This is a genomic window from Paenibacillus sp. MER 180, assembly GCF_023713665.1.
Lineage (GTDB): Bacteria > Bacillota > Bacilli > Paenibacillales > Paenibacillaceae > Paenibacillus_B > Paenibacillus_B suaedae.
The window spans coordinates 219,103-236,976 of record NZ_JAMAVT010000006.1; the positions used below are offsets into that span (position 1 = coordinate 219,103).

The following is a 17,874-nucleotide window of genomic DNA, read 5'->3' on the forward strand; positions in this document are numbered from 1 at the left end:
TTCATTCATCGGGCTTTTCTTTTTTGTCGCGCATATCCGGCTCCAACAGCACGACTTGCAGGCTAAGCTTCTTACACAATGTAATGTCCTTCTGACCGTCCTCAGCCAAACCAATGGCTTGCATATCCTTATGTTCCTTCAGAATGCTATGTAGGCTGCGCTCAGACCAAACCCTTCAGATGGTCTCCATTCCGATCCCATTATCCTGAACTTCCAATTCCAATCTGATTTGCGCTCCTCAAAGTGCAGAAGCAGAGCGTCCGTAATCTCTGAAGACTGTCTTGTATTTTCATGCAGCTCCCAGATTTAGTTGCGTTTAGGAATGCTTCCTGATGCAACAAAAATATCATAGCTCAAATTACAAAAACCTGTACTTTTTTATCCCTTTAGATAAGAAAGTACAGGTTTTTTTTGTATATTATCTGACCAGTCAAACGTTTTTAAAGAGACTGGATCAATCTCCAAAGGTTTTTCATTACAGCGCAAGCGACCGTTAGTGCTACCGCATCACCATGTCGGCAATAGGATAATCCGGTTGTGTGCTTAATATTTGAATATTCCGACGCAGGCGGTTATAGCGCAGCGAGAAGTAATCCAGGTAATCATCCCCTGTATAATGGCGCAGCAGGGCCCATACCGTCCATAACAAATCTTGGGCCATCATATAGCATTTGACCTTCATCAGATCATCCTCTGTAAACGTATTGCCGTAATAGGCTTCAAACAGTTGCTCAATCGCCTCTTCTGTCAAACGCGATTCGATGATATATGCAGCAATATCAAAGGCTGGATCATTCATTCCGGAATATTCCCAATCTATCAAATAGACACTGCCGTCCCCATCTACGAGAAAATTCTCCGGAACCGTATCATTATGGCAAGGGACGGAAAGGACATTTTTGAGATGGTTCTGCATGAAACGAAGCAATTGCTCTTTCAAGGAGGCGTAATCAAAAAACAATTCACCGTTGATCTGCGTGACAATGGTTTCATATTTGGCAAGTTCACTAAGCCAATCAAACTTGTTCGGGAAGTGCTTGGGACTACCGTGAATTTTCTTCAATAAAGAGGAAACGGCCTGCAAGCTTGGCAAGGCTAAGGGACCTGCCGCGGCAAGCGTTGTACTATCGGGAATATACTTGCTGATCTTAATACCGCTTTCCTCATCAAAATATATACATTCTGAATTTACGCCAAACTCCGAAGCGATGCCGTTGTTCACACGCTCTATCTTGCGATCGATCATTTGATCAGTCAGATTACCGGGCTTGCGAATCACATACTCCGTTCCGTGGATATCCATAATGTAGTTATAATTGGTCAACCCGCCTGCAAAACGAGATTTGTCAAAAACAATACTCTCATCTTCAAAAAAAAGACGGAGTTTTTGCTGCACCAGGTTTTCCATATTCATTTGTTTGGATAAAAAGTCGTTTAGAGGTTTCATGATGGCCTTTTCTCGGCATTCCATATACATGCTTTAACAATGTATACACTCGCCGCACAGATTTTTCCACAATTATAGCAAGATAGGAGAAGTAATTCAATGAAATAGACACGCTTGAGAACGTTCTGGTACTTGTCGTGCAAGAAAGACGTTTTTGTACCAGATTGTCGGTAAAGGGGGCATTAGAATCCTAAAATCAGCTACCGAATCCTCCATAATCACGGGGAGAATCATGTTAACCTGCTAGTAAGAGTTAAATATCTACGATTACAGCGATTTCACAAATAAAAATGACCCATGTGAGGTGAGATTCGAATGGAGTACCGGGGAGAAGAAGCTCTCGGGCTTGTGGAAACATTGGGCATGGTTCCTGCCATCCAAGCAGCGGACGCTATGCTTAAAGCAGCAGATGTTGTACTAGTATCCTATGAGAATGTTGGTTCCACACTCGTAACGATAATGGTAAAAGGTGATGTGGCAGCGGTTCGTTCGGCAGTAGAGGCTGGCGCTGAAGCAGCAGCGAAGATTGGCAATGTCACTGCCCATAATGTGATGCCGCGTCCGCTCAGTTCTATTGCAGGAATTGTGAAAGCGCATTCTATAAACGCATAATTGCCGGGGAGGGAAAGAGGTTCATGAGCAAGCATGATGCACTGGGTTTCATTGAAACCTTTGGAATTGTATTCATCATGGAAGCGGCAGATGCCATGTGCAAAGCGGCCAATGTAGATTTGATCGGTTATGAAAACGTGGCGTCCGGTTATATATCTGTCCTTGTTCGCGGAGATGTAGGGGCTGTAAGGGCTGCAGTAGATGCCGGCGTCGCCGCAGTACAGGCGATGGGGACTGAGGTGTACAGCTCAAACGTTATTCCTAATCCACACCCAGACATTGAAAAGATCATTGCCCGCTATGCCCTTCCAGCTTAGGGGCAGGTTATCGACAGAAATTCAAGGGAGGTGACCGTCATAAACGACATCTTTGTTATGAAATCGAAAGTATTTTCAGGGGAACAGTCACTGAAGAAACTTGCGGAAATCCAAGGCACGAAAGCCTGTATCGTATCCGATCAGATGATGGAGAAGTTGGGTTATCTGGGGCAGGTGGTTGATCTACTGCAAAGCGGTGGAATCTCCACTTCAGTGTATACCGGTGTTAAGCCCGATCCGGACGTGAGTATTGTAGCCGAAGCGCTTCAAGTGTACTGGGAAAGCGGCGCTGATGTGTTACTGGCGTTGGGAGGCGGCTCCGTCATTGATACGGCGAAGGGCGTTCTGTACTTCGCCCGGCAATATGCACAGGAAAAAGACGCGCCTTTTGTCAAACCATCGTTTGTCGCTATTCCTTCTACCAGCGGCACCGGATCGGAAGTGACCGACTTTTCGGTGATTACGGCGGACGGTGACAAAATTGTTATCGTGGACAATTTTATCGCACCGGACTTAGCGATTCTCGATTCCACCCTTACCAAGCAATTGCCAAACAAAGTCGTGGTGGATACCGGAATGGATGTTCTGACCCATGCTCTGGAGGCTTATGTCTCTACCAAAGCGACCGACTTTACCGATGCATTAGCCGAAAAAGCCGTTCAATTGGTATTTGCTCATCTGGAAACGCTTTACCACGATCCGGCAGATGCAGAGGCGCGGGATCGGGTGCAGAATGCATCCTGTATGGCGGGAATGGCGTTTACTAACGCCGGTCTTGGCATCATTCATAGTATGTCTCACGCCTTTGGCGGAACGTTTCACATTGCTCACGGACGGGTGAATTCCCTGCTTCTTGAGGCGGTAATGGAGTATAACGCCAACTTGGGCGGAAAAGCCATAGACAGGGTTTGCGAACGCTATGCTAGGCTCGCTTCGCTGCTGCACTTGCCAGCCCGAACATCCCGTGAAGGAACCGTAAGTTTGATCCAGGCAATTGGAAAGTTGAAACGATCCATCGGTATCGAATACGGAATTCGTGAGCTTGGCGTTGACCAGAATGCTTTTGACGAGGCGTTGTCCCGCATGGCGCAGACCGCTATGGCTGACCGCTGTACGCCAACCAATCCACGTCAGCCGACTTTAGAAGAGTTGGAGCACATTTACCGTAAAAGCTTTTAAGAGATTGTTCAAAAAGTCCGCCCTTTTTGAACATGCATTTTAAATAATATAAAACTTACAAGATTGCGAGGGAAAAATGTTGGATATTCATGAGTTTTCAAGCAAATTCGCCGAAGCTACGAAAGCCATGGCTCCTCAAGAACGAGCAGCGATCATGAAGCTGTTCCAAGGAATTTCTAAGGGGCTATCAGATAAGGGAGCTCAGTCACAGGTTGAAAACAGCCTCGGTAAGCTTCATAAGGAAGAATGCGCATACCCGGAAGGAATGACCGAGCGTTTGCGGGCTTTGAAAGAACATTATTTGACCGCTACGCCAAGCATTACAACCTTCCGTGCCAGAGCCTTTACTCAGGTATACAAGGAAAATCCAGGTCTGCCATCGATCATGCTGCGTGCCAAGGCTTTCCGCAAAGCATGTGAAGAGGCTCCGCTGCTCATCCAGGACAACGAGTTGATCGTTGGTCATCCTTGCGGCGCGCCGCGCGCGGGCGCCTTCTCGCCTGACATTGCTTGGCGCTGGACCCGGGATGAGCTCGACACCATTCACAACCGTCCTCAGGATCCATTCTATATCTCTGAGGAAGACAAGCGAATCATGCGCGAGGAGCTCTTCCCGTTCTGGGAAGGCAAATCGGTGGATGAAATATGTGAGCAGCAATACCGCGATGCTGGTCTTTGGGAGTTTTCCGGCGAAGCATTCGTCAGCGATCTTTCCTATCATCAGATTAACGGCGGCGGAGACTCCAACCCCGGCTACGATGTCATTCTAATGAAGAAAGGGATGCTGGATATCCAGCGGGAAGCCAAGGAGCATCTTGCGAAGCTGTCCATGCAAAACCCGGAAGACATCGACAAAATCTATTACTATAAATCCGTGTTAGATACGACCGAAGGCGTAATGGCGTATGCCAAACGGATGTCTGAATATGCGTACCAGCTAGCTACTAAAGAAACAAATCCGAAGCGCAAGGCTGAGCTGCAAAAAATCGGCGAGATCAACGCTCGCGTGCCGGCTCATGCGCCGACTACATTCCATGAGGCAGTGCAATCGGTCTGGACCGTAGAATCTCTGCTCGTGGTGGAAGAAAATCAGACAGGCATGTCTGTCGGTCGTGTGGATCAATATATGTATCCTTTCTATGAGGCGGACAGAAAAGCTGGCCGTCTGACAGAGTTTGAAGCTTTCGAGATTGCAGGCTGTTTCTTAATCAAATGCTCGGAAATGATGTGGGTTTCCAGCGCGGGCGGCTCCAAGTTTTTTGCCGGCTACCAGCCGTTCGTCAATATGTGTGTTGGCGGGCAAAAACGAGAGGGCGGCGACGCCACCAACGACTTGACTTATCTGCTCATGGATGCAGTACGTCATGTCGGCGTTTATCAGCCTTCGCTCGCTTGCCGTATCCACAATAGTTCTCCTCAGAAATATTTGAAGAAGATTGTGGATGTCGTCCGTGCGGGATTGGGCTTCCCGGCCTGCCATTTCGATGATTCCCACATCAAGATGATGCTGATGAAGGGCTGCAGTATCGAAGATGCCCGCGATTACTGTCTGATGGGCTGTGTGGAGCCGCAAAAATCCGGACGCTTGTATCAGTGGACCTCCACTGGATACACCCAGTGGCCGATTGCCATTGAGTTCGTCCTTAATCGTGGCAAAATGCTCTGGCACGGAAGCAATCCGGGATTGGACATGGGCGATTTGAGCAACTTCAAGACCTATGAAGCATTTGAAGCAGCGGTGAAGAAGCAGGTAGAATACATCACCGAGCTTTCCGCAGTCGGTACCGTAATCAGCCAGCGCGTACACCGCGATTATGCGCCGAAGCCGCTTATGTCGATCATGTATGAAGGCACAATGGAGAGCGGCCGAGACGTTTCCGCTGGCGGCGCCATGTATAACTGGGGACCTGGCTTGATCTGGTCCGGTCTGGCAACTTACGCCGATTCGATGGCTGCCATCAAGAAGCTGGTTTACGATGACAAAAAATATTCGCTCGAGCAAATCCGTGACGCGTTGCTGGCCGATTTCGAAGGTTATGAGCAGATCCACAGGGATTGTCTGGATGCGCCAAAATTCGGCAACGACGACGATTATGCCGATCGCATTGCCGCCGATATCACGGGGTGGACGGAGAACTATCACCGCAACTTTAAAACGCTGTACTCTACCTTCAGCCATGGTACGCTTTCGATTTCGAACAATACGCCTTTCGGCGAGATGACAGGTGCTACCGCCAATGGGCGCAAGGCTTGGCTGCCGCTGTCCGACGGTATCAGCCCGACTCAGGGGCATGACAAGAAGGGCCCGACGGCTATCATCAAATCGATTAGCAAGATAGATGTCGAGGCCATGAATATTGGTATGGTGCATAACTTCAAGCTATTGCGTGGGTTGCTGGAAACACCTGAAGGGGAGAACGGACTGATTAATCTGCTCAGAACAGCCTCCATTCTCGGAAACGGCCAAATGCAGTTCAGTTATGTGGATAATGAAACGCTGATTAAAGCGCAGCAAAATCCTGATCAATACCGTGATTTGATTATTCGGGTCGCTGGCTATAGCGCGTACTTCGTGGAATTGTGTAAAGAAGTGCAGGATGAGATCATCAGCAGAACGATGATTGAGCATTTCTAAAATAGCCCCGTGCCTCTTCTCTGGCGCTGACGCCGGGGAAGAGACATTCTGGCATTTAGATTTGCGGAAAGGGAGGAGCCACAGCAATGGAGTCAGGTATGCCGGAAAGGCAGGCACGTATTTTCAACATTCAAAAATATTCCATATACGACGGCCCCGGTATCCGGACGCTTGTTTTCTTCAAGGGATGTCCCCTGCGCTGTCAGTGGTGTGCGAACCCAGAGGGTCTGGAAAAGAAATATCAGGTGATGTACCAGCGGGATTTGTGCAACGATTGCGGCGCATGTGTTGCGGCGTGTCCCCGGGGAATCCACCGTGTGGACACTTCCGGCTCGCAGGAGCCGTCCAAGCCGCAGCATGTGGTGGACCGGAAGATCGAGTGCATGGGCTGCCGGGAATGTGAGAAGGTTTGTCCCGCACGGGCGCTCTCAATCGTCGGGATGAATATGACGGTATCGGAAATTGTGGACATTGTAGAGCAGGATATGCTGTTCTACACGACATCCGGGGGCGGCGTCACGTTGGGCGGCGGCGAAGTATGTGCGCAGTCCGAGTTTGCGGTCAATTTGCTCAAAGAATGCAAGCGCTCCGGAATCCATACGGCCATTGAAACCTCTGGGCATACCAAACCGGAAGCGATTTTGGCCATGGCCGAATTTACCGATCTGATCTTATACGATCTGAAACATATGGATTCGGATCGCCATTATCAACTGACGGGTGTACGCAACGAGCGCATTCTCGAAAATTTGCGGGAACTGATTACTCGCAAACATAACGTTGAGGTGCGGATGCCGCTAATGAAGGGGCTCAATGATGATGAGGACACCATCCGCAAAACGGTAGAGTTTCTGCTTCCCTATAAGGAATACCGGAATTTTCAAGGCATCGATTTGCTCCCTTATCACAAGCTGGGCATTAACAAATACAGGCAATTGGATATGGTTTACGCCGTTGAACGTGATTTAAGCCTTAATGAAGCCGATCTGGAGCGTATTGAGCGACAAATCAGCCAATACAATTTCCCCATACGGGTTATCAAACATTAAGAGCATGCTTTCGAAGCCTAGTTTTATTCGATAAAGCTACCGTTTTACAAGCTCGCAATACTTTTAGGAGGAGGCGAGGTCTATGATGCAGCAGCCTGCTGGGCCGGATCTCGGGCGGATCATTCAGGAGTCGGTGCCGGGCAAACAAGTGACGCTGGCCCATATGATTGCTTCACCCGTGGCTGACATGTATGAAAGACTGGGCATCGATGAAGCGGGGGCTATTGGCATATTAACACTGTCGCCCAGCGAAACCTCCATTATAGCCGCCGATATCGCGACCAAGGTGGCAGATGTGAAAATCGGCTTTCTGGATCGCTTTGCTGGTTCGGTGCTTCTCACCGGAGATATAGCCAGTGTGGAAACGGCGTTGCGGGCCATCATTGAGACGTTGGGCGATAGTCTTGGTTTTACGACGGCGGAAGTTACACGGACATGAAAAAACGTATATTGCTGGTTATCGGGGAATTGAAACGTTATTTGTTCGGGTAATAAGAGTGGAGTTGATACCATGAAATTTATTACCGAAATGGAATTGCGCAATGTGTACAGGCTAGAGCCTTTTACATCATACATGGTGGAGCATGGAAGCCGATTGACGCCGGAAGCGCGTCAGTTTTTGACGGATCGCCAGATCACACTTTCCTATGGTACGCAAGAGCAAAATCAAGAGCCACTCCCGAATCCAGAGCGACAGGCGAAAAAGCCGGATTGGCGGCGTGGAAAGCTGCGCTGTCAGATGCAATCCGTCTCAGCCCTGTTCTTGTTAACCGGGCAGGAGCTGCTGGAGCGGGATGTGCTTCTGGCCCAGAAGGTGCTAGAGCTGTCAAGGCAGTTTTCGGCCCTTCAGAAAAGGGAAGGAGGCGGCACATCCACTGTCGACTTATCTTTCCAGGGTTGTACCGGTATTACAGCCGATGTTCTTTTTGAGGATGCAGGAGATTGCTTTGAGGTAACCGAGTTTCACATTCAATTGGAGAAAGGCAGAGAAATTGCGTTGCTCCACCGTCTGCGCTGCGCTTTGCGGGAGCTTGGGTTTGCGATGTTGGAAGCCGCAGCAGGCAGTCCTCAAGAAAAGCCGGAGGAACCTATTGTTGCTGGAATCAACTTTATGATTAATGAATTGAGCTCGCTTATTTGCAGAACTACAGGAGGTGGAACATGCCAGAGACAAAACCCTTTGCATACTGCGATCAACTCGTAAAGCAATTTGAAGCGGTCATCCAGAAGCCGATTCCAGGACGGTCTTCGTTCTACTATACCGGTGTGGATCTGGGAACGGCCTGTGTGGTGCTTACGGTGTTGGATGATTCTCGGAAGCCGGTGGCGGGAGCTTACCGTTACGCCGATGTCGTCCGCGACGGAATGGTGGTGGACTACCTTGGAGCGATTCAGATCGTGAGGGAGCTTAAAGCGCAGTTGGAGCAGCAATTGGGTACAGAACTTGAATATGCAGCTTCGGCGATTCCACCGGGTACCGATTTACTGGATGCTGGCGCCATCAAGCATGTGATCCAAGGTGCGGGTTTTGAAGTTACGGCTTTACTGGATGAACCTACGGCGGCTAATGCCGTGCTGCAAATATCCAACGGAGCCATTGTAGACATTGGCGGCGGAACGACTGGCATTTCGATTCTGAAGGATGGCAAGGTTGTCTATGTCGCAGACGAAGCAACGGGAGGCACCCATTTTTCTTTGGTGGTTGCCGGGGCATACCAGATGAGTTTTTCTGAAGCGGACTGCTTTAAGCGCGACCCTGCCCATCACCAAGAATTGCTGCCGCAGCTTCGGCCGGTTATTGATAAGGTTTCCTCTATCATCAACCGCCATGTGGTGGGCCATGAAGTCAAGGAATTGTACTTGGTAGGCGGAACTTGCTGCTTGACCGGTATGGAGACGATCATTGAGCAGAGGACTGGCATTGCTACCTATAAGCCTAGCAACCCACTGTTTGTCACGCCACTGGGCATTGCTCTGAATTGCACGCGGGAGGCGATGTAAGTGGAATTTCGGATAATCAAATCTCCATCCAAGGGGACGCTGGACATTTTGCTTCGTCGCAGAGGAGCGCCCAGTAGCCGGGAAGTTCCCCAATGCGACGCGGTCGGTCTGGTGCAGGGAAGGCTGATTGACATGGTATGGGCCGCTGATGTAGCTGAAAAAGTGGTGGGCGTGACAGTGGAGGATATTCGCGGCAGCTGCCCGCAGAACATGATTCTTCTCGCTATTTTTGGTGACACGGCTTCTGTGGAGGACGCCATCGCCGAGATTAAGCAGAGAAGCGAAAAAGCGGGGAGGACGGACTGCTATGATTGCCGCTGAATTGATTCACAATATCTGGTCTACCCGTAAAGCAGATTCCCTTGTGGGAATGAAACTGATGCTGGCCGAGGTGATTGGTGGAAGCGACGACGGGCGCCGCTTGATTGTAGTCGATACAATCGGCGCTGGCATAGGCGATCGAGTGATTGTTTGCACCGGCTCTTCGGCTCGCAAAATGCTGCATACAGACGATGTTCCTGTGGATGCCGTCGTCGTCGGCATCATCGACGCGGACTGCATTTTCGAATAAATATTCGAACAGAAATTTTATAGAGGTTGTTAAAAAGTCCCCCTTTGATCACGAAGAAACACTGAATGCATATTCGACATCGAATCTTGAATTCAGCCGGGCCTAAGTAGAAGCTTCCGAAGCATGTTTCCTGCGGAAACATTTCAGGTGCTCACGTACCCAAAACAGCAGATGCTTTCGAAGGCGTTTTCTACGAAAACGTGTAGCTCCGCTCCTCAGGCCCTAGCCTCATCCAACTGAAGCGTTTTGAAAAAACGCACATCGGAAGCATAAGCTTCGGTGCTGAAAGTCTGACTTTTTGAACACTTACTTATAATTCGAAAGGGGGCGAGAACTGTGAAAAAACTGATTTGCGCTGCGGATGTGGAAGAATGGGTGGCTTCCGGACAGAAGCGGTGCTGCATTGACCGAAACACGATTGTGACACCGGCAGCCCATGATAAGGCAAGGGAGCTGGGGCTGGAGTTTACCGATGAGCCATGTGGCACTTTGAGTTCCGAGGCCGCGGGCAGCGAAACTCAGGATGATCTCGACATGAATGCCATTTTCAAATTTTTCAAGATGTTATCGGAAAAAGGAATGGTTGAAAAGCTGTTGGGGATGACTCTTGATCCACCTTATCAGGCGGAAACGGATCCGACGGGCTTAAAACTTGTACGGGGCCGAACGGTAAAAATGGAAGCTTACGAAACGGGAACATCTGGTGCCAAGGTATACCGTCAAGAGGTAATCGGGAAGCCGGATTGTTCCATGAGCGCAGGGTTTATGACTGTCGATCACGGTTGCTTCGAGCAGGAGACGGCCCACGAAGAAACTTATATCGTGATGGAAGGCACGCTCGATGTCACTTTGAACGAGAAAACCTTCACCGCGCATGAGGGAGATGTACTCTTCATCCCCAAAGGGGTGAAGGCGACCAAGGGATCGTCGAACTGCGCGAGGATGTTTTATATGACTTATCCGGCGGGCTGTCCTGATCGGAAGCTATAGTAACTGGAGGTGATAGCATGCAGGCGCTTGGATTAATTGAAACGCGGGGACTTCTTCCGGCGATTGAATGTCTGGACATCATGCTCAAATCAGCTCAGGTAGAACTGATAGAAAAGTGCAATGTGGGCGGCGGGCTAGTGACGATCGCGGTAACCGGTGATGTTGGCGCTGTTCAAGCATCCGTGGAGGCAGCTGCCTCTGCGGTACAACAATTGGGCAGTGATGTGCTTATCAGCCGACATGTTATTCCGAGACCCCACAACGACATAGCGAGAATCATCGGCCGGCGCAGCGTTTCGAATTTTACCAAGGAGAAGGACGAGCCGGCGCTGCCAGTACAGCATACTCAGTCGGCGGAACAGTTTCCAAAGCAGCTGCCCGAGCAAACGCCAGAGCAGACTTCGAAACGTTACAAAGCGTCTGATGTTCCACTAGGCGATGCGCCCAATATTCCACTAGACACGGCTCCTAAAGTTCCACTGGAAGCGGCGCCCGATGTCTCAATCAATAGCGGTGGTGAAGAAGACTTCCCTGTACTAACAGCCGATCCCGCTCAGGTTCTTGCGTCTAAAGACGTCAGTCCAGAAACAGACAATCAAGATCCGGTAGATGGAGAGCATGCAGTGCTGGACAATCCATTCAAACACCAGATTGACGTGCTGGTAAAGGAAGCAGGGCTTGACAAAGCAATGGAGCTGCTGGAAACGATGACAGCCGTGAATCTGCGCGGACTGGCCAGAGAGTGCGGCCCTGCGTATGGGATGAGCATGACGACGATTTCCAAGGCAAACAAGGTGAAACTGCTCAAGCGGTTCCGCCATTATTATCAGCAGTAAGCAGGAAGCGAGAGGAGGATGTTTCACTTGGAAAATTATGATTATGATTTGCAATCGATTCAGGAAACGCGGGATTTGGCTCGTATAGGAAAAGCGGCCGCCGATATCCTTGCCGGGTACGATGCTGAACAGATTGACAGAATTGTACAAAACATGGTGCGGATAGCGGAGGTTAACGCCGCCGAACTGGCTGCGCTAGCAGTGGAGGAAACCGGATTTGGCAAGATTGAGGATAAGATCTTCAAAAACCGTCTGGCTTCCACGGAGCTGTATGAATCCATTCGGGATACAAAAACGATTGGGGTTATCCGCGAGGACAAGACAAATCAATTAATAGAGATTGCCGAGCCTGTCGGACTGCTCATGGGTATTATTCCATCAACAAATCCGACATCCACTACGATTTTCAAATCGATTATTGCGATAAAGGCTCGTAATGGAATCATCTTTTCGCCGCATCCATCGGCAAAGAAATCCATTATGCGGGCCGCCGAACTCATGCATGCAGCCGCTGTTGAGGCAGGGGCTCCCGAAGGAATCATTGGCTGCGTTGCCATGCCTTCTATGCCGGCGACACAGGAACTGATGAAGTGTGAGGAAATCGCCATGATTATCGCCACAGGCGGCTCGGCGATGGTGAAATCTGCCTATAGCGCGGGTAAACCGGCGCTGGGTGTGGGACCGGGTAATGTACCGGCCTATATTGAGCGCACCGCTGATATTCCAAAAGCAGTAGCTAATATCATTGCCAGCAAAACCTTCGATTATGGCACAATCTGTGCCTCTGAACAGGCTGTTATCGTGGAGGAATGCATCCGTCCTCAGGTGATCGCGGAGTTTGAGCGTCAGGGCGGTTACTTTATGAATCAGGAGGAGACTGCCAAAGTCGCGTCCAAGCTGTTTGTAAAAGGCCATGCCATGAATTCAAGACTGGTGGGACGTTCGCCTCAGGTGATTGCAGAAGCGGCCGGCATTCAAATTCCTCCAGGGGTCAAGGTGCTGTTAGGTGAACAGCAGGGCGTGGGAGAGAAATTCCCGCTGTCCTATGAAAAGCTTACTACCGTATTGGCGTTTTACACCGTACAGGACTGGCATGAGGCTTGCGATCTAAGTGTTGGGCTGCTGCGTAATGGAGGAATAGGCCATAGCTTCTCCATCCATACACAAAATCACGATATGGTCATGGAATTTGCACAAAAACCTGTATTCCGCGTTTTGGTGAATACGGGCTCCACTCAGGGCGGCGTGGGCGCAAGCACCGGGCTTGCCCCGGCCTTCACTTTGGGATGTGGTACCTGGGGGGGCAGCGCCACTTCAGATAATGTGGGGCCACAGCACTTGATTAATATCAAGCGTGTGGCTTATGGCATTAAGGACTGCACAGCACAAAGCCCTTATTCTGCTCCCTCTCCGCAACAGCCGAAGCAACAGGAGGATGCAATGCTGTTGAATCTGGTCGATGAGCTGATGTCTATTTTGCAGAAAAGCGGTGACTGCTAGTGGGGAACTATGACCAAGTACTTTCATTGTTAATGGAGGTGGTATCCGGTGCTGGCAAGGCGGGGGAGGAGCCGCGCTCCATCCCTTTAGGGATTTCGAATCGCCATGTGCATCTTTCTCAGGCTGATGTGGAGACGCTCTTCGGATCCGGATATACGCTATCCAAAATGCGTGATTTGTCCCAACCTGGACAGTATGCGTGTAATGAGACTGTTACGGTTTGTGGTCCCAAGGGTGCGATTGAAAAAGTGAGGGTTCTCGGTCCAGTGCGGAAACAGACTCAGGTAGAAATTATGCGGGGAGACTGCTTTAAGCTGGGCGTGAAAGCTCCAGTGTGCTTATCCGGGGAGCTTGAAGGCACACCTGGCGTCACATTGGTCGGTTCCAAGGGAAGCGTATATATTACCTGCGGCTTGATGGTTGCACAGCGCCACATTCATATGACGCCTTATGATGCCCTTTTCTTCGGCGTAACCGACGGAGAAATGGTCAGCATTCAATTTGATGGTCTCCGGGGCGGAGGATACAATCAAGTCGCAATCCGAGTTAGCAGTGACGCTGCTCTCGACTGTCATATTGACGTTGAAGAGGCCAACGCGATGGATCTGACATCGGCGTCTGTGGTTAAAATCATAAAAAATCGCTAGGAGGAAATGAATATGAGATCGGAAGCTCTTGGTTTGGTTGAAACAAAAGGTTTGGTAGGTTCTATCGAAGCAGCGGACGCTATGGTCAAAGCGGCCAATGTTACCTTGATTGGCAAAGAGATGGCAGGTGGAGGCCTTGTTACCGTAATGGTACGGGGCGATGTAGGCGCTGTGAAGGCAGCAACGGATGCTGGAGCCGCCGCTGCGAAGAATGTTGGGGAACTCGTGTCAGTGCATGTAATTCCTCGTCCCCACAGTGAAGTGGAGAACATCCTTCCGTCTACTAAGGCATAATTCAATAAATCATTTATATAATGCTATGTTTCCGAAGCAAGTTTTGTTCGGAGCTAGCGCTTTATTCTCACAAAACTCGTAGGAGGAATGTAACATGAAATCGGAAGCATTGGGTTTAATTGAAACAAAAGGTTTGGTAGGTTCTATCGAAGCAGCGGACGCTATGGTCAAAGCAGCCAATGTTACCCTGATTGGCAAAGAGATGGTAGGCGGCGGCCTTGTCACCGTAATGGTACGAGGCGATGTAGGAGCAGTAAAAGCGGCAACGGACGCTGGTGCCGCAGCCGCACAGCGTGTAGGGGAACTGATATCCGTACATGTAATTCCTCGTCCTCACAGTGAAGTGGAAATTATTCTTCCCGCTGCTAAGCAATAATTTATATCGATGTTCTGCAAAGGGCCAAAACTCGGTAAAACGGGTTTTGGTCTTTTTATATTTGTCTGTAACAATCCGCTTGTCGAAAGCTTGTCGAAGTGGTGTATTTCTATAAATAGAGTTTGAGGAAAGAGGATGAACTATTTCCAAACAGTTTGTAAATTGCTATAATAGAGATATTATATTGTGAAAAATTTAGCATGTAACGTCTATTTTCCCGTTCATTTTCGGTGAAAGGGTGCAACGAGATTATGCTGAAAACCGATAGTCCGATCGCAACCAAAGTATACGCACGATACAGCGGCATCCTGTCTCTTTCCAAGTTCTCGCTGCTGCTGCACGATCACAATGGAGACGTTTTGCTAGAGTTCAATCCGTCCCCTGATTTCTGCAGGCATTTTTGTTGGGAGAATCCTACGCGACCTTGTGCAGATTATTTGAAGCGCTTTAATACCGGCGAGCAGGGGCGATTTGTTTGCTGTTACGGCCTGGAGAATATTTTGCTGCCTATTATGGTCAAAGATGAAGTTGTTGGCTTCATATCGGGGATGCAAGCGTATTCCCAGGAGAGGGAATATCAGAAGTATCTGATTAACACGGCGGAATTGGCTGAAATGAAGGGGCTGGATTTGGAAGTTGTCGCGAAGGCGATATCAGCTTTTCCAACCATTGACAAGGATAAAGCAGATATTCACGAGCAGCTGTGCCATCATATTGCAAGGAATATTGCGCTCGACATCGCCGAAAGCGCGCAGGACAACACAGGGATTATCAATCGTCTGTCTGCGGAAAAGGAAATACTGGAGAAGAAAGTGATTGACTTAGAAGCCAAAAATATGTCTCTCGTCATCAATCCACATTTTCTGTTCAATACTTTGAATTCCATTGCCCGCATCGCTTATTTCGAACACTCCCATACGACGGAGGAATTGATCTATTGCCTGTCCGACTTGCTGCGATACAATGTGAAGCAGGATGATCAGCTTCATACCATCGCATCCGAATTGGATAACATTGAGAAGTATTTGTATATACAAAAGGCGCGCTTCAAAAATCGCCTGCAGTATGAAATCATTGTTCCGAATGAATTAAAGGCTTATCGCATTCCGAATTTGGTGATTCAGCCTATTGTGGAAAACGCAGTCATACATGGGATTACCCCTAAGCGTGACGGGGGAACCATTCGTCTGATTGCCGAAAAGTACAGAAATGATATCACCATTTCTGTTATAGACAACGGTAACGGGTTCTCGCCGGAGGTATTAAAGCTCATTCATCAGCCGGACAGCAAGATCGGCGTGGGCTTCCGGAGTACCGATAGCCGTTTGAAGCGTTATTTCGGAGAAGAGTATGGGTTATCGATCGTGAAATCCGATTACAGCGGGAGCACGGTTAACATCCGCATCCCCACCCAACCAATTGCGAGGTGATGCAATGAGCGTAGTTATGTTTGTTGAAGATGAACCGATAGAACTGGAGTTTCTTCAATCCATCGCGCAGGAAATTCTGGGTGCTGAAGATAAGCTGCTTATTTGCGATACGGGTATGCAAGCGATTAAGCTCGCCAAACAATATCGGCCGGATATTATTTTTATGGATATCATGCTGCCTGAAATGGACGGAATATCCTCATTGCAGGAAATTCGCCGCTTTCTCCCCAATGCCTCCGTGACGATTTTGTCGGCCAGCTCGGATTTCTCCTATGCACAGGCGGCAATCAGTCTGCAGGTACACGAATATCTGCTTAAGCCTGTCAAGCCGGACAAATTGCGGCAATTGATTCGTAAGGGGCTGGAGAGGGCCGCTCAATCAGAAGAAGATGGTGTAACAGAAACTTATATGATAGAATCCGCTCAAGAATGTCAGCGCTTTATTCAAGAAGCCGTCGATTATATTCAGCAGAATTACAAAGATAAGCTGACCCTGCAAATGGTGGCGAGTCATGTGTACATGAATGCTCAATATTTTAGCCGCATATTCAAAAGGGAGCTTGGCGTTACATATACGGATTATGTGAACAAGCTCAAGATTGCACATGCCTGCAAGCTGCTTGAGACTACCGGGTATCCCGCCTATCGCATCTCCACAGAATGCGGCTTTACCGATCCGTCTTATTTCAACCGGGTTTTCTATAAGCAAATGAAAATGACACCGAAGGAATACAAAAAAAGTGTTCTAGCTCGAGTGTGAAGACGCTTTAATAGATAGAATCAAGGAAACTCCCGTCCGACTAAATGTCGAGCGGGAGTTTTTTTATTTAAAGATGTCGTCCTAAAAGTACGAAAAGTACCAGATTGAAGAAAAAAGTGATTCAGGAAGTCCAAATAAGAGGTACGGTTAGTGACAGGTGAAATGGCCGCATTGCTATACAATGAAGATACATCTACGAAGACAAATCTACTTAACAGAGGTGTATGGATGATGAAGGAAGCAGTGGCTTCGGCCGGCATGCTGAAACAAAAGATGAACAGTCGTTTCCGAAGAAATGGAATCGCTTACGGACTGATTTCCGGGCTAACGTTCGGCCTTTACAGTACCGTCGTTGCCCTGGCTATGATGAAGGAGCCTTTTCTGGGGGTCGTAGGAGCGTTTGCTGCGCCTATAGTGGCATCGGCGATCAACGATGCTTTGGCGGCGATCTGGCTTCTGATTTGGAACTTCAAGAATGGGATGATCAAAGAAATTGGCCGCAGTCTGGTAACAATACCAGGGTTGATGGTCGCAATTGCCGCGGTGTTTGGCGGTCCAATCGCCAACGGGGCCTATCTGGTTGGAATTGATATGGCTGGAGCGGCGGCTATTCCTATTTCGGCGCTTTGTCCGATGTTTGGTGCTATTTTCGCGCGAATGTTCCTTAAGCAGAAAATTGATAAACGGGTGGCCGTTGGCATGTTCATCTGTGTTATCGGAGCTGCGCTCATTTCTTATGTCAAGCCTGAAGGTGGCGTGGATAATTTCACACTAGGCATTATTTTTGCTCTGGTGGCCGCGCTTGGCTGGGGATTGGAAGGCGTGTTTGCTACTTTCGGGATGTCTATGCTTGATTCCAATATCGCCATTACCATTCGCGAGGGCGTTTCCGGACTCGTATATATTGCTGTGCTGATACCTATCTTTAGCGCAACAGATCTCTTTACTTCCGTACTTGGCTCCGTATCGCCTATGCTCATTATTGCGGCCGCAGCCCTGTTTACGGCAATCTCTTTCCTGACATGGTATATGGCCAATAGTATGGTTGGTGTTGCCGTCGGAATGTCGCTCAATATTACCTACGTACTGTGGGGGGTTGTCTTTGCTGCTATCTTCCTCGGTAGTTCATTGACTCCAACAATAATTGCCGGCGCAGTTATTATTACACTTGGAGCACTTTTAGTTTCGATGAATCCAATGGATCTGTTCAAGAAGAAGGAGGCGTAAGCA

General features: G+C 49.0%; 21 protein-coding genes. 19 read left to right on the top strand and 2 right to left on the bottom strand.

Annotated elements, in window-relative coordinates; all coding sequences use genetic code 11:
- Position 1 precedes the first annotated feature (1 nt).
- Positions 2-124, bottom strand: a complete 123-nt coding sequence (locus tag M3661_RS30270; RefSeq protein WP_260612126.1) for a hypothetical protein — start codon at positions 122-124, stop codon at positions 2-4.
- Positions 125-499: 375 nt separating this feature from the next.
- The gene (locus tag M3661_RS12335) at positions 500-1,471 is read right to left on the bottom strand and encodes a choline kinase family protein (protein ID WP_251485332.1); all 972 of its coding nucleotides are present in this window, start codon (positions 1,469-1,471) and stop codon (positions 500-502) included.
- A 291-nt stretch (positions 1,472-1,762) separates the two neighbouring features.
- On the opposite strand from M3661_RS12335, the gene M3661_RS12340 reads away from it, so the two are divergent.
- The 19 genes from M3661_RS12340 (at position 1,763) to M3661_RS12430 (ending at position 17,871) form a co-directional block, all read left to right on the top strand.
- Positions 1,763-2,059, top strand: coding sequence for a BMC domain-containing protein (locus tag M3661_RS12340; protein ID WP_251485334.1), 297 nt, complete (start codon positions 1,763-1,765; stop codon positions 2,057-2,059).
- 23 nt (positions 2,060-2,082) lie between these two features.
- Positions 2,083-2,376, top strand: coding sequence for a BMC domain-containing protein (locus tag M3661_RS12345; RefSeq protein WP_021259275.1), 294 nt, complete (start codon positions 2,083-2,085; stop codon positions 2,374-2,376).
- 57 nt (positions 2,377-2,433) lie between these two features.
- Positions 2,434-3,555, top strand: coding sequence for a 1-propanol dehydrogenase PduQ (locus M3661_RS12350; protein WP_251485336.1), 1,122 nt, complete (start codon positions 2,434-2,436; stop codon positions 3,553-3,555).
- Positions 3,556-3,631: 76 nt separating this feature from the next.
- Positions 3,632-6,190 carry a choline trimethylamine-lyase gene (gene cutC / locus M3661_RS12355; protein WP_251485337.1) on the top strand — a complete coding sequence of 853 codons (2,559 nt, stop codon included), beginning with the start codon at positions 3,632-3,634 and terminating at the stop codon, positions 6,188-6,190.
- An 86-nt stretch (positions 6,191-6,276) separates the two neighbouring features.
- Positions 6,277-7,239, top strand: coding sequence for a choline TMA-lyase-activating enzyme (gene cutD / locus M3661_RS12360; RefSeq protein ID WP_251485338.1), 963 nt, complete (start codon positions 6,277-6,279; stop codon positions 7,237-7,239).
- An 85-nt stretch (positions 7,240-7,324) separates the two neighbouring features.
- Positions 7,325-7,678, top strand: coding sequence for an ethanolamine utilization microcompartment protein EutS (eutS, locus tag M3661_RS12365; RefSeq protein WP_251485679.1), 354 nt, complete (start codon positions 7,325-7,327; stop codon positions 7,676-7,678).
- A gap of 72 nt (positions 7,679-7,750) precedes the next feature.
- A complete protein-coding gene (locus M3661_RS12370; RefSeq protein ID WP_251485340.1) occupies positions 7,751-8,443 on the top strand; it encodes a cobalamin adenosyltransferase in 693 nt (230 codons plus the stop codon).
- Positions 8,401-9,240, top strand: coding sequence for an ethanolamine utilization protein EutJ (gene eutJ, locus M3661_RS12375; RefSeq protein ID WP_065294150.1), 840 nt, complete (start codon positions 8,401-8,403; stop codon positions 9,238-9,240). Before M3661_RS12370 ends, eutJ begins: the two co-directional genes overlap by 43 nt.
- Entirely contained in the window at positions 9,241-9,561 is a 321-nt protein-coding gene (locus tag M3661_RS12380; RefSeq protein WP_251485343.1) for a BMC domain protein, read from the top strand.
- Positions 9,548-9,811, top strand: coding sequence for a EutN/CcmL family microcompartment protein (locus tag M3661_RS12385; protein ID WP_065294152.1), 264 nt, complete (start codon positions 9,548-9,550; stop codon positions 9,809-9,811). The genes M3661_RS12380 and M3661_RS12385 overlap by 14 nt, the downstream gene beginning before the upstream one ends.
- 336 nt (positions 9,812-10,147) lie before the next feature.
- The gene (locus tag M3661_RS12390; protein WP_251485347.1) at positions 10,148-10,801 is read left to right on the top strand and encodes a cupin domain-containing protein; all 654 of its coding nucleotides are present in this window, start codon (positions 10,148-10,150) and stop codon (positions 10,799-10,801) included.
- Between the two features lie 17 nt (positions 10,802-10,818).
- Positions 10,819-11,637, top strand: coding sequence for a BMC domain-containing protein (locus M3661_RS30515; protein WP_311279562.1), 819 nt, complete (start codon positions 10,819-10,821; stop codon positions 11,635-11,637).
- A 27-nt stretch (positions 11,638-11,664) separates the two neighbouring features.
- The gene (locus tag M3661_RS12400) at positions 11,665-13,137 is read left to right on the top strand and encodes an acetaldehyde dehydrogenase (acetylating) (RefSeq protein ID WP_397376517.1); all 1,473 of its coding nucleotides are present in this window, start codon (positions 11,665-11,667) and stop codon (positions 13,135-13,137) included.
- Entirely contained in the window at positions 13,137-13,784 is a 648-nt protein-coding gene (locus tag M3661_RS12405) for a phosphate propanoyltransferase (protein WP_251485352.1), read from the top strand. Before M3661_RS12400 ends, M3661_RS12405 begins: the two co-directional genes overlap by 1 nt.
- Positions 13,785-13,796: 12 nt before the next feature.
- Positions 13,797-14,078 (top strand): BMC domain-containing protein, encoded by a 282-nt coding sequence (locus M3661_RS12410; protein WP_019419483.1) that lies wholly within the window; start codon positions 13,797-13,799, stop codon positions 14,076-14,078.
- Between the two features lie 94 nt (positions 14,079-14,172).
- Entirely contained in the window at positions 14,173-14,454 is a 282-nt protein-coding gene (locus M3661_RS12415; RefSeq protein ID WP_090510678.1) for a BMC domain-containing protein, read from the top strand.
- A gap of 251 nt (positions 14,455-14,705) precedes the next feature.
- Positions 14,706-15,884 carry a histidine kinase gene (locus M3661_RS12420; RefSeq protein ID WP_021255536.1) on the top strand — a complete coding sequence of 393 codons (1,179 nt, stop codon included), beginning with the start codon at positions 14,706-14,708 and terminating at the stop codon, positions 15,882-15,884.
- Positions 15,885-15,888: 4 nt separating this feature from the next.
- Positions 15,889-16,644: a response regulator transcription factor gene (locus M3661_RS12425; protein ID WP_251485361.1), complete on the top strand. Its 756-nt coding sequence runs from the start codon at positions 15,889-15,891 to the stop codon at positions 16,642-16,644.
- 150 nt (positions 16,645-16,794) lie between these two features.
- Positions 16,795-17,871, top strand: coding sequence for a DMT family transporter (locus M3661_RS12430; RefSeq protein ID WP_021255538.1), 1,077 nt, complete (start codon positions 16,795-16,797; stop codon positions 17,869-17,871).
- Positions 17,872-17,874: the final 3 nt, after the last annotated feature.